Source organism: Microvirga zambiensis WSM3693 (assembly GCF_016735695.1).
Classification (GTDB): Bacteria; Pseudomonadota; Alphaproteobacteria; order Rhizobiales; family Beijerinckiaceae; genus Microvirga; species Microvirga zambiensis.
This window is the reverse complement of the sequence record NZ_JAERQD010000040.1, coordinates 15,112-28,521: the sequence shown is the minus strand read 5'-3', so window position 1 is coordinate 28,521 and position 13,410 is coordinate 15,112. Positions and strand designations below refer to the sequence as shown.

General features: G+C 67.0%; 6 protein-coding genes. All 6 read left to right on the top strand.

Annotated elements, in window-relative coordinates:
• Positions 1-28 precede the first annotated feature (28 nt).
• The 6 genes from ahcY (at position 29) to addA (ending at position 13,381) form a co-directional block, all read left to right on the top strand.
• Positions 29-1,429, top strand: coding sequence for an adenosylhomocysteinase (gene ahcY, locus JKL46_RS24140; protein ID WP_201838198.1), 1,401 nt, complete (start codon positions 29-31; stop codon positions 1,427-1,429).
• A 375-nt stretch (positions 1,430-1,804) separates the two neighbouring features.
• On the top strand, positions 1,805-4,372 hold the full coding sequence (locus JKL46_RS24135) for a sensor histidine kinase (protein ID WP_201838196.1): 2,568 nt from the start codon (positions 1,805-1,807) through the stop codon (positions 4,370-4,372).
• Between the two features lie 8 nt (positions 4,373-4,380).
• On the top strand, positions 4,381-5,967 hold the full coding sequence (gene tsaE / locus JKL46_RS24130; RefSeq protein WP_201838194.1) for a tRNA (adenosine(37)-N6)-threonylcarbamoyltransferase complex ATPase subunit type 1 TsaE: 1,587 nt from the start codon (positions 4,381-4,383) through the stop codon (positions 5,965-5,967).
• 8 nt (positions 5,968-5,975) lie between these two features.
• The gene (locus tag JKL46_RS24125; protein WP_201838193.1) at positions 5,976-6,710 is read left to right on the top strand and encodes a nucleotidyltransferase family protein; all 735 of its coding nucleotides are present in this window, start codon (positions 5,976-5,978) and stop codon (positions 6,708-6,710) included.
• 57 nt (positions 6,711-6,767) lie between these two features.
• On the top strand, positions 6,768-9,944 hold the full coding sequence (addB, locus tag JKL46_RS24120; protein WP_201838190.1) for a double-strand break repair protein AddB: 3,177 nt from the start codon (positions 6,768-6,770) through the stop codon (positions 9,942-9,944).
• On the top strand, positions 9,941-13,381 hold the full coding sequence (gene addA / locus JKL46_RS24115) for a double-strand break repair helicase AddA (RefSeq protein WP_201838188.1): 3,441 nt from the start codon (positions 9,941-9,943) through the stop codon (positions 13,379-13,381). The genes addB and addA overlap by 4 nt, the downstream gene beginning before the upstream one ends.
• The last annotated feature ends 29 nt before the right edge of the window (positions 13,382-13,410 follow it).

The following is a 13,410-nucleotide window of genomic DNA, read 5'->3' as shown; positions in this document are numbered from 1 at the left end:
ACCGCACGGGTGAAAGAGAGAGGCCATCATGGCGCAGGATTACATCGTCAAAGACATCAGCCTTGCCGATTTCGGCCGCAAGGAGATCTCGATCGCCGAGACCGAGATGCCGGGCCTGATGGCCGTCCGCGAGGAATACGGCCCGAAGCAGCCCCTGAAGGGCGCCCGCATCGCCGGCTCGCTCCACATGACCATCCAGACCGCGGTCCTCATCGAGACCCTGAAGGCTCTGGGTGCCGACATCCGCTGGGTCTCCTGCAACATCTATTCGACTCAGGACCACGCTGCCGCCGCCATCGCCGCCGCCGGCATCCCGGTCTTCGCCTATAAGGGCGAGACCCTGACCGAGTACTGGGATTACACCGCCAAGCTGTTCGACTGGCATGGCGGCGGCGTGCCGAACATGATCCTCGACGACGGCGGCGACGCCACCATGCTCGTCCATCTGGGTCTTCGCGCCGAGCAGGGCGACGTGGCCTTCCTCGACAAGCCGGGCGCGGAAGAAGAAGAAGTGCTCTTCGCGCTGATCAAGCGCCTGCTCAAGGAGAAGCCGAAGGGCTGGTTCGCGGAAGTCGCCGCCGCGATCAAGGGCGTCTCGGAAGAGACCACCACGGGCGTGCACCGCCTCTACATCATGGCCAAGGAGGGCAAGCTCCTCTTCCCGGCGATCAACGTGAACGACTCGGTCACCAAGTCGAAGTTCGACAACCTCTATGGCTGCCGCGAGTCGCTCGTCGACGGCATCCGCCGCGGCACGGACGTGATGATGGCCGGCAAGGTCGCCATGGTCGCGGGCTTCGGCGACGTGGGCAAGGGCTCCGCCGCCTCGCTGCGCCAGGCCGGCTGCCGCGTGCTCGTCTCGGAAGTCGACCCGATCTGCGCCCTGCAGGCCGCCATGGAAGGCTATGAGGTCACGACCATGGAGGACGCGGCTCCCCGCGCCGACATCTTCGTCACCGCCACCGGCAACAAGGACGTCATCACCCTCGACCACATGCGGGCGATGAAGGACCGGGCGATCGTCTGCAACATCGGCCACTTCGACAACGAGATCCAGGTCGCGGGCCTCAAAAACCTCAAGTGGACCAACATCAAGCCGCAGGTCGACGAGATCACGTTCCCCGACGGGCACCGCATCATCCTGCTCTCGGAAGGCCGCCTCGTGAACCTGGGCAACGCCATGGGTCACCCGTCCTTCGTGATGTCGGCCTCGTTCACCAACCAGACGCTCGCCCAGATCGAGCTCTGGAACAACGCCGGCAAGTACGAGAAGACGGTCTATACCCTGCCGAAGCACCTGGACGAGAAGGTGGCCTCGCTGCATCTCGAGAAGATCGGCGTGAAGCTCACCAAGCTGCGTCCGGACCAGGCCTCCTATATCGGCGTCTCCGAGAAGGGCCCGTTCAAGCCGGATCACTACCGCTACTGATCGGCCCTCCGATTCAAGTCTTCGAAAGCCCGGCTTCGGCCGGGCTTTTTCTTGCCCGGCCGGGCAATCTTCTTTCGACGGCTAACGAATCGGCCGCGCTATCGCACCGGCATGTGTGTGTTACAAATGCAATATGGTTCGACGAATTGCGCACAGGTTCTCCAAAGGAAGTTTAAGCGGGTGTTAACCCCCTTTCTGGCGGAGTCAGGGGTGGTCTAGAGTGAACCGAATCGGCCGGTTGTGCTTCGGCTTCGAACCTGTGCCGGCAGTTCCGTTCATGCGTAGACGGATGGCTTCTGTGGCGTCGGAGGACGTGGCGGGGGATGGCTCAGACTTGGCCCTGAATCGGCCACATGGAAGAAAGGGCAGCACGGCATGGCCGGGCACGGGGAGCGTCAGGAGAATGAAAGCGACGGGAGATTCTCTCTCGCCGGCTCGCGCTGCGCATCCCTCTCGTTGATCCTGCTGGCTGGGACGTCCCAGGCAGCCCTCGCCAACGACCTCCTGCTCCCCGTCGCCGAAAAGGCCTCGGACCTCCTCGGTCTCCTGCATCGCTTCGATCTGCATAACGCCGTCTATTTCGGCCTCTTCATGGGTCTGGTCGCCTTCTCGACCACCACCTCGATGCTGCTGATGTACGAGCGCCGGCGCGCCGCAAGGGCGGAGCGCGCCCTGCGCAACGAACTCGCGTCCCTGCGCGGCGCCGACGATCTCGCCGCCCTGCTCATGGGCTCCGAGCGGCAGCTGCTCGTGAGCTGGAACGGGCGCGGCGGAGAACCGCGCTTCCAGGGCGACCCCACCATCGTCGGCGACAACGCCCCCGCCCAGCGGGCGCTCGCCTTCGGCACCTGGCTGAGCCCGGGCGATGCCGCCGCCGTGGAGATCGCCCTTGAACAGCTCAAGGAGCGGGGCCAGGCCTTTCGCCTGACCGCGCGCTGCCTCGGCAACCGCTTCATCGACGTGGAGGGCCGCACCATCGGCGGACGCGCCATCCTGCGGCTGCGCGACGTGACCGGCGACCGGGCCGAGCTGCTGCAGGCGCAGGCGAAGCTCGCCACCACGCGCAGCGATCTGCGCTCCATGACGATGCTCCTCGACGACGTCGCCTATCCCCTGTGGATCCGCGATGCGGAAGACCGTCTGCTCTGGGCCAACCAGGCCTATCTGCGCTCCGTCGAGGCCAAGGACCTCGACGATGCGATCGGGCGCTCCCTGGAGCTTCTGAGCGCGCCGACCCGGGAGGAAGCGCGGCGCCGGCGGCAATCCGGCGCTACTTTCTCGAGCCGTGTGACCGCCGTCGTCGCCGGTCACCGCGCGGTGCTCGACGTGATCGAGCGGCCCACCGCCGGCGGCAGCGCGGGCATCGCCGTCGACGTGTCGGAACTCGAAGCGGTGCGCACCGACCTGCAGCGTCAGATGGATGCGCATGTGCGCACCCTCGATCAATTGCCGGCCGCCGTCGCGATCTTCGACGGATCGCAGAACCTCATCTTCAGCAATGCCGCCTATCAGCGCCTCTGGGGCCTCGATGCGGCGTTCCTTGCCCTACGCCCCTCGGACAGCGAAGTGCTCGACCGCCTGCGCGCCGCGCGCAAGCTTCCCGAACAGGCGGATTTTCGCGCCTGGAAGGCCGATTTCCTGCAGGGCTACCGCTCCGTCGAGCAGCAGGAGACCTGGTGGCACCTGCCCGACCGGCGGACCCTGCGCGTGGTCATCAACCCGAACCCGCAGGGCGGCGTGACCTACCTCTTCGACGACGTGAGCGAACGCTTCGAGCTCGCCTCGCAGGTTCACTCGCTCACCCGCGTGCAGAGCGAGACCCTCGACACCCTGAAAGAGGGCGTCGCCGTGTTCGGCTCAGACGGGCGCCTCAAGCTGCACAACCGCGCCTTCGCCGAGATGTGGAACCTCGCGCCGGAGATGACGGCCGCGAACCCGCATATCGACACGATCATCAAGGCCTGCCGCCCGCTCGCCCCGCGCGACGAACCGTGGATCGACATCCGTGGCGCCGTCGCCGGTCTTGCCGACATGCGCATGGGCCTCACCTGCCGCATCGAGCGGCACGACGGCACCGCCCTCGACTGCACGGCCCAGCCGCTCCCCGACGGCGCGACGCTTCTGAGCTTCACAGACATGACGGCGAGCGTGAACGTTGAACGCGCGCTCACCGAGCGCAACGATGCGCTCGAGCGCGCCTCGCGGCTTCGCGACGAGTTCGTGCACCACGTTTCCTACGAGCTGCGCTCGCCGCTTACCAACATCATCGGATTCACGCAGCTCCTCGGCGACGAGACGGTCGGCGCGCTCAACCCGCGTCAGCGCGACTACGCCGATCACATCATGCGCTCGTCGGCATCGCTGCTCGCGATCCTCAACGACATTCTCGACCTCGCCTCCATCGATACCGGTTCGCTGGAACTGACGCCGGAGATCGTCGACATCCGCTCCACCATCGAGGCCGCCATGCGCGGGCTCGAGGACAGGCTCGCGGAATCCTCGCTCAACCTCGTCATCGATGCGCCCGACGACATCGGCACCTTCGTCGCCGACGGCAAGCGCGTGCGCCAGATCCTGTTCAACCTGCTTTCCAACGCGGTCGGGTTCTCGCTGCCCGGACAGACCATCCGCGTCGCGGCGCGCAAGCGCGGCGGCGAGGTGATCTTCGACGTGAAGGACCAGGGCCGCGGCATTCCGCCGGAGATCAAAGCGCGCATTTTCGAGCGCTTCGAGAGTCATACGCTGGGAACGCGCCATCGCGGCGTGGGCTTAGGATTGTCCATCGTGCGCTCTTTCGTGGAGCTGCACGGCGGGCGCATCGAGATTTCCTCCGCGCCGGGCATCGGAACCACGGTCACATGCATCTTCCCCAATGACCGGCGCGAAAGCCCCTCGGATGGCAGATCGGCGCATTCTGCGCTAACTCCCATCGCAGCCGAGTAGGATCAGCGATGGTGAACGGATTGGCCCTCATGCCCGAGCAGGACGTTTCGCAGGCCGCATGGATCGTGACGCTTCCGGACCACGAAGCGACGGAAAGCTTCGCGCGCATCCTGGCCGAGGAGCTGAAACCCGGCGACCTCGTGACCCTGTCCGGCGGCCTCGGCGCCGGCAAGACGACGCTCGCCCGCGCCCTCGTGCGCACGCTTGCCGGCGAGCCTGAGCTCGAGGTTCCGAGCCCGACCTTCACCCTGATGCAGGTCTATGACGGCCTGCAATCACCCATCGTCCATGCGGATTTCTACCGCCTCTCCGGCGGCTACGAACTGGTGGAGCTCGGCTGGGACGAGATGACGGAGAACGCCATCGCGCTCGTGGAATGGCCGGAGCGCGCCGAGGATGCGCTGAAAACCGATCATCTCGACATCCGCCTTGATTTTGCGCCCGGCGGCCAGGGCAAGGGCCGGCTGGCCATGCTCACCGGAACGGGCGGCTTCGCATCCCGGCTCCAGCGCATGAAGGCCTATCGGCATCTCGTGGAACGATGCGGCTGGAATGAGGCGGCGCGCCATCCCATGACGGCCGACGCATCGGTGATCCGCTCCTACGAGCGCCTGGTGAAGCCTTCCGGCGAAACCGCGCTCCTGATGATCTCACCGCCGCGCCCGGTCGGGCCGCCGGTGCGCCGGGGCAAGCCCTACACCACCATCGCCAAGCTCGCCGAGACGGTGAACGCCTTCGTGGCCATGGACAAGGGCCTGCGCGGCTTGGGCTTCAGCGCGCCCTACATCTACGGCGAGGATCTGGAGGCCGGCCTGCTCCTCATCGAGGATCTCGGCGCCGAGCCCGTCACCGACGCCGGCGGCCCGATCACGGAGCGCTATGCGGAAGCGACCCGGCTTCTTGCGAAGCTTCACGGCCAGAATCTGCCGCAGGTGCTGCCGGTTGCGGAGGGTATCGAGCACCCGATCCCGCCCTACGATCTCGAGGCTCTGCTGATCGAAGTGGAATTGCTGCTCGACTGGTATGTGCCGCACATCATCGGCACGCAGCTTTCGGGCTCGGCGCGGGCGGAGTTCGTCAATCTGTGGACCGAGACTCTTGCCGAGATTCTCGCTGCGCCCGCCACCTGGACGCTGCGCGACTACCATTCGCCGAACCTGATCTGGCTGCCGGAGCGCGAGGGCCTGCAGCGCGTCGGCATGATCGACTTCCAGGACGCGGTTCTCGGCTCGCCGGCCTACGACGTCGCCTCCCTCCTGCAGGATGCGCGCGTAACCGTGCCGCCGGAGCTCGAACTGAAGCTCATCGGCCTCTATGCCCGCGACCGGAAAGCGGCCGATCCCGCCTTCGAGGTCTCGGCCTTCGCCCGCGCCTATGCGATCATGGCGGGCCAGCGGGCGACCAAGATCCTCGGCATCTTCGCCCGGCTCGACCGGCGTGACCGCAAACCGCATTACCTCAAGCACCTGCCGCGGATCGAAGCCTACCTCATCCGCAATCTCGCCCATCCCGCTTTGGGAAAGCTCAAGGGCTGGTATGAGAATTACCTGCCGAGGCTCATCCCGCAGCTGGACGAAGTTCCTCCCGAATCCTGAGCCAGCCCTTGTCCCAGACGTCCTCGCGCGCGCCCCGCAAAGCCATCATCCTCGCTGCAGGCTTGGGCAAGCGCATGCTGCCCATCACGGCCACCATTCCGAAGCCCCTCGTGAAGGTGGCGGGCCGGACCCTGATCGACTTCGCCCTCGACAAGCTGCATGAAGCCGGCGTCGAGAGCGTGGTGGTGAACGTGCATCACTTCGCCGATATGCTCGAGGCGCATCTGCGCACCCGCGAGACGCCGCACGTCGTCATCTCGGATGAGCGCGGCGAACTTTTGGAGACCGGCGGCGGCGTGAAGAAGGCGCTGCCGCTCTTAGGCGGCGATCCCTTCATCACCTTCAACTCCGATTCGCTCTGGATCGAGACGCAAGAGCCGAATCTGCAACGCTTGGTGCGCGCCTGGGACCCGGATCGGATGGACATCCTGATGCTCGTGGCGCCGTTATCCACAAGCATCGGATTCGAGGGCCGCGGCGATTTTCACATGGACGATGGCGGCCGCCTGCGCCGCCGCGGAACCGATCCGAGCGCCCCATTCGCCTACGCGGGCGTCGCGATCGTGAAGCCGGAACTCGTTCACGGCACGCCGCAAGGCGCGTTCTCGGCCAATGCCTTCTACGACCGCGCCATCGCCAAGGACCGCCTCTACGGCTTGTGCATGGAGGGGCAATGGCTGCATGTTGGGGAGCCCCAGGCCATTGCCGAGGCTGAAAAATGCCTCGCCGCCAGTCAGCGTTGAGAGTGTGAGGTGCCGAGCATGACCCGGAAAAGTGGGTCCCGGTTTTCCGATCAGGTCATGCATCATTCAAAAACCTTGCCACGCGTCTTTTCCATCCCTCCGGGTTGCGCCTTCCTGCCGACCCTGGTGGACGCGCTGCTCGACGGCCACCTCGTCGGGCTGCTTGCCGACGATCCCGCGGCGCTCGCCGACATCACCATCTACGTCCCGAACCGCCGCGCCACCCGCGCGCTGATCGCGCTGCTCGCCGAGCGCGGCGGCGGCAAGGCGCAGCTTCTGCCCCGCATCGTCCCCTTGGGCGAAACCGACGAGGCCGAGTTCGAGCTGACCGGATTGGAGGGTACGCCGCTGCAGGAGGCGGCGAGCCTGAAGCCCCCGATCCCGCCGCTGGAGCGCCGCCTCATCCTCACGCGCCTCGTGCAGCGCTGGTCGGCTGAAGTCGACCGCGCCCTGCTGCAGCTCGGCCCCGAAGTGCCCTTCATGGTGCCGGCCTCCCCAGCCGACGCGGTGAACCTCGCGGGCGATCTCGAAACGCTGATGGATGCCTTCACCACGGAGGGCATCGACTGGCACGCCCTCGAAGGGGCGGTGGATTCGGATTACTCGACCTATTTCGAGATCACCCGCCGCTTCGTGCAGATCGCGAGCGAGAACTGGCCCAGGATTCTCGCCGAGCGCCAGGCGAGCGATCCGGCGCAAAGGCGCAATGCCCTGCTCGATGCGGAGGCCAAGCGCTTGCATCGCGAACGGCCCGAGCATCCGATCATCGTCGCCGGCTCGACCGGCTCGGTGCCCGCCACCGCGAACCTCATGGGCGTGATCGCGCGGCTCCCCAAAGGCGCCATCGTGCTGCCCGGCCTCGACACGGATCTCGACGAGGAGAGCTGGTCGACGATCGGCGGTGCCGGCGACGACGAGACCGACCCGGTGCACAGCCATCCTCAGGCTTCGCTCCGCCGCCTCCTCGACCGGCATCTGCGCATCCCGCGCTCCGTCGTTACGATCCTCGGCGCGGTGCCGGACGCTGCGCGCGCGCGCAATCATCTTCTCTCGGAAGCCCTGCGTCCGGCGGACACCACCGACCGCTGGGCGCTGATTGCACGTGAGGATCGCGTCGCCTTGAGCCGCAGCGGCGGCGAGGGACTTGCCATCGTGGAGGCTACGGACGAACGCGAGGAGGCTTTTGCGATCGCAATCGCCTTGCGCGAAACCATCGCCGATCCGCTGAAGACCGCGGCTCTCGTTACGCCGGATCGTGCGCTTGCTGCGCGCGTGACGGCGGAACTTGCGCGCTGGGGCCTCACGGTCGAGGATTCCGCCGGAATTCCGCTCTCCGACACGCCGGCGGGACGCCTCGCGCGGCTGGCCGCGGAGGCGGCAGCCGACGACTTGAGACCGGTGCGGCTGCTGGCCTTGCTCGCCCATCCGCTCGTACGCCTCGGCTTTTCGCGCGAGACCGTGGCGCATGCGGCGAGCGTGCTCGAGATCGGCGTGCTGCGCGGGCCCGCTCCCGCGCTCGGCATCGAGGGCATGCGCACGGCTCTCGCCGCACGGCGCGCGGAGAGCGACCGCCGGGCCCCACGTCCACGCAAGCGTCTGACGGAAGACGATTGGAATCTCGCGGACGCGCTGCTGGAGCGCCTCGGCATCGCCTTCGACAGCTTCACGCCGTCAGTGCATGGCGAGGGCCAGCTCGATCTGATGGCGCTGGTCGAGCATCATCGCCGCGCCGTCGAGCTGCTCTTGGCCGGACCGGAGGACGACGCGGAGGCGCAGGACGACGATTCCTCGAAAGAATCGCTCGCGGCGCTCTTCGACGATCTCGAACATTCCGACATCCGCGAAGAGGAAGGCCATCCGCTCGCCGGCCGCTTCGTCGATTATCCGACCTTCTTCACCGCGCTCGCCAAGCAGCGCTCGTTGAGCCCCTCACCCCGCGCCACGCACCGCCGCCTGAAGATTTTGGGCCTTCTCGAAGCGCGCCTTCTCTCCGTCGACCGCGTGGTGCTCGGCGGGTTGGACGAGGGCACATGGCCGCCGCGCACGGTGACCGACGCCTTCCTCAACCGTCCCATGCGCGCGCGGGTCGGCCTGATGCCGCCGGAGCGGCGCATCGGCCAGACCGCGCACGATTTCGTGCAGGCCCTCGGCACGCATGATGTCGTGATCACCCGCGCACACAAGCGCGACGGCTCGCCCATGGTGCCCTCGCGCTTCCTGCAGCGGCTGAAGGCGTTTGCCGGCAAGGAGGTGTGGGAGCGCATGACGAAGGCCGGCGAGTATTACCGCCGCCTCGCCCGCACTCTCGACACGCAGGAACCCGCTCCGCCGCTCCCGCGCCCGCGGCCGAAGCCCGATCCGGCGCTCTTTCCGCGCGATCTCAGCGTCACCGAAATCGAGATCCTGGTGCGCGATCCCTATTCGATCTTCGCGCGTCACGTCCTCAAACTCGACGCGCTCGATGCCATCGCCGTGACGCCAAGCGCCGCCGAGCGCGGCACGATCATTCACGATGTGCTGGGAACGTTCGCCGAGCAATATCCGAAGGCCCTGCCGGCGCATGCGCAGGAGATCCTGCTTGCGCTCGGCACGGACGCCTTCGCCGAAATCGCGGAGGCCTATCCCGAGCTCTATGCGGAATGGTGGCCGCGCTTCACGCGGCTCGCGACGGAATTCGTGGTGTGGGAGCAGAACCGCCGCCCCGATCTCGTGGAGATCTACGCGGAACGCTCGGCCCGCCTGTCGATCCCCCTGCCCGACGGCACCATCTTCAACCTGCGTGCGCGCGCCGACCGCATCGAGCATCGCCGCGACGGCGGCTTCGCCATCGTCGATTTCAAGACCGGCCAGCCGCCCGGCGTGAAAGAGGTCTATGCCGGCTTCTCGCCGCAGCTCACGCTCGAGGCGATGATGCTGATGAAAGGCGCTTTCAAGGGCCTTCCCATGGCGAAGGAGACGCCGGTTCTTCTCTACGTGCACACGACCGGCGGACGCACTCCTCTCGATCCGCGCGAGATCAAGCCCGGACGCGGCGAGGAACGCTCGGTGTCCGAGATCGTCGAGGAGCACCGCCGCCGTTTCGAGGGCATGATCGTGCGCTTCGCGAAGGGCGAGGCGGCCTACGTCTCGCGGCCCTTCCCGAAATACGCGCGCCGTTTCTCGGAATACGATCATCTCGCGCGGGTGAAGGAATGGTCGCTGGCGAGCGCAGGCGGCGGCGAGGGATCCGAATGAGCGCCGATCTCGTCATCCCGGACTACACCAAGGACGCGCAGCGCCGCGCAGCGAACCCGCGCGCCTCGGCCTGGGTGTCTGCCAATGCGGGCGCGGGCAAGACCAAGGTGCTCACCGACCGCGTCGTGCGCCTGCTGCTGAGCGGTTCGCTGCCCGGACGTATCCTGTGCCTCACCTTCACCAAGGCCGCCGCCGCCAACATGGCGATCCGCGTCTTCGAGCGCCTCGGACGCTGGGTCACGCTCGACGAGGAGAGCCTCGTCGGGGAGCTGACGGAACTCGAAGGTGCCGTGCCGACGCGGCAGCAGCTGAAGCTCGCGCGCACGCTCTTCGCCCGTGCGGTGGAGACGCCGGGCGGCCTGAAGATCGACACCATCCACGCCTTCTGCGAGCGGCTTCTGCATCTCGTGCCCTTCGAGGCCAATGTGCCCGCGCGCTTCGCCGTGCTCGACGAGACCCAGACCGACGAGATGCTGGCGCAGGCCACCGCCAACGTGATGGCGGATGCGGCGAGCGGCCATGAACGATACGATGCCCTGGCGGACGCCCTCGACATCGTCAGCGTCGATGCGGTGGGCGACGCGCTCACCTCCGCCATCAACGCAGCCCTCAAGTGCAAGACGTTCCTGCACGATCCGACCGGCGTCGCGCGGCTGCGCCAGGAGCTCGGGCTTGGCCCGGATGAGACGCTCGCAACCGTCGAACGCGCCATGCTCGAAGACGGCCTCGAGCCTGAGAAATGGTCCGCCATCGCACAGGAGCTGCTCGGCGGGAAATCGACCGATCAGAAGCGGGCCACCTCTCTCATCGCCGCTTCGGAAGCCAAGGACATTGCGGACAAGCTGGGACACTACCTCTCGGTCTTCCTCACGGATACCGGCACGCCGCGAAAAGGGTCGGCCTTCCTTACCAAGGATGTCAGCGAGAGCCTGAAGGATGCGCTGCTGCGCGAACAGGATCGCGTGTGCGCGCTGATCGACAAGCGCAAGGCCGCGCGCGCCGCCGAACGTACGGGAGCTCTGTTCACGCTCGCCGCCGAGATCCACACCCGCGTCGAGCAGGCGAAGATGCGCCTTGGCGCTCTCGACTTCCAGGACCTCATCGACAAGACGCTGGCGCTGCTGTCGCGTGGCGACACGGCCTGGGTGCTCTACAAGCTCGATCGCGGCATCGATCACGTGCTGATCGACGAGGCGCAGGACACGAACCCGGAGCAATGGGAGATCCTGCGCAGGATCACGGAGGATTTTACGGCTGGCGCCGGCGCTTCGGGTGCGCGTATGCGCACGCTCTTTGCGGTCGGTGATCCCAAGCAGTCGATCTACGGCTTTCAAGGTGCGGCTCCGCAGGAATTCGAGACGACCCGCCGCGACTGGTCGCAGAAGGTGCGCGAGGCGGAGCTTCACTTCGAGGACGTGTCGCTCACCATGTCGTTCCGCTCAGGCAGAGCCGTGCTCTCGGCGGTCGACGCCACCTTCGCGGTCGAGACGAATTTCAAGGGCCTTTCCTTCGAGGACAAGGCCATCGGCACCGTGCATGAGAGCGCGCGCCCGCACGCGCCGGGCCTCGTGGAATTGTGGCCGATCGAAACGCCTGCCGCAGAAGAAGAGCCCGAGGCCTGGGTGCTTCCCATCGACGAGCCCGAACAGCACGCGCCGCCCGTCGCGGTCGCGCGGCGCATCGCGCAGGCGGTGAAATGCTGGACCACCAAGGGCGACGAGATGGGCCGCGTGTGGAAGGCCGGCGACGTGCTCGTGCTGGTCAGAAAGCGCGGCGCGGCCTTCGAGGCGGTGATCCGCGCGCTGAAAGGGGCAGGCGTGCCGGTGGCCGGTGCCGACCGGCTCAATATCGGCGAGCACATCGCCGTGCTCGATCTCGTGGCCGCAGGTCGCGCGGCGCTTCTGCCGGACGATGATCTTACTCTCGCGACCGCGCTGAAGTCCCCTCTCGTCGGGCTGACCGACGACGACCTCATCCGTATCGCCAGCGACCGCGCTGACGATGAATCGCTGCACGCCGCCTTGATGCGCCACGCGGACAACGGCGATGCGAAAGCCGGGCGCGGCTGCGAGGCGCTCGCTGCCTGGCGCGAGCTTGCGCGCATCCACGGCCCCTTCGGCTTCTTCGCCACCCTGCTCGGTCCCCGCGGCGGACGCTCCCTGCTCGTGGCGCGCTTAGGCAGCGAGGCGGGCGATGCGATCGATGCTTTCCTATGTTTCGCGCATCAATCGGAGATGACGGAGACGCCGTCGCTTACGGTTTTCCTCAACCGTTTCGAATCCGCCTCGCACACGATCAAGCGCGACCTCGATTCCGTGAACGACGAAGTGCGCGTGATGACCGTACACGGCGCGAAGGGCCTCGAAGCGCCCATCGTGGTGCTCATCGACGGCTGCGAGGTGCTGGGGCGAGACCCGCCGCTGCTGCAACTGCACACGAGGATGGGAGACAGGATCCCCGTCTGGTCGTCGGGCAAGACTTCGGATTCGGACGTGATGTTCCAGGCGCGTGAGACCCTGCACGCCAGGGGCTACGAGGAGCACAACCGGCTGCTTTACGTCGCGATGACCCGCGCCAAGGACCGGCTCGTGATCGCGCCCTATCGCACGAACGGCAACGAGACCAGGCAGGAAGCCTGGTGCGAGATGATCCGGCGCGGGCTCGTGGCCAAGGCCGACGGGCTCGAACGCGATGTGGCGCCCTACGGCGAGATCGAAATCTGGCGCGAAGGCTCGCCGCTCGCGCGCACGCTCGTCGCCGAATCCGACATCGTGCCGCTCGATCCCATCGCGGTGCCGGCTTGGCTCACCACGGCGGTCGTGGCGGAGCCCGAGCCCATGCCGCCGATCCGACCCTCCAGCGCGCTCGGTGCCGCCGACCGCATGACGCGGCCCGGCGACGGGCCCTACGCGCCCGAGGCGCGCCTGCGCGGAACCCTGGTCCACGCTCTCCTGGAGCGCCTGCCTGCGCTCGCGTCCGAGCATCGCGAGAGCATGGCGCGCGCCTATATCAAAGCCCGCGCGCCGCGCCTCGCCGCCGAACTTCGCGAATCGGTTCTGGCCAATGCCCTCGCCGTGCTCGACCATGCGGATTTGAAGCCGCTGTTCGGCAAAGGCTCGCGCGCGGAAGCGCCCATCGCCGGAAGGGTTTGCACGACAGAGGGCGAGATCATGGTCTCGGGCCAGATCGACCGGCTTGCCGTGCTCGGAGGGGAAGTGCTCGTCGCGGATTTCAAGACGACCGCGCGCCCGCCGAAGGCCGGGCAGGCGCCGCCGAAATCCTACGTGGCGCAGCTCGCGCTCTACCGGGCCCTGCTGTCCGAGATCTATCCGGGAAAGCGCATCCGCACCTTCCTGATCTGGACTTCGGGCCCGGTGATCCACGAGCTCATGGAACCGGACCTGGAATCGGCACTTACCCTCATCAAAGCGGCGTGAGGGCGATGACCCTTGCTTGATTCCCGAAA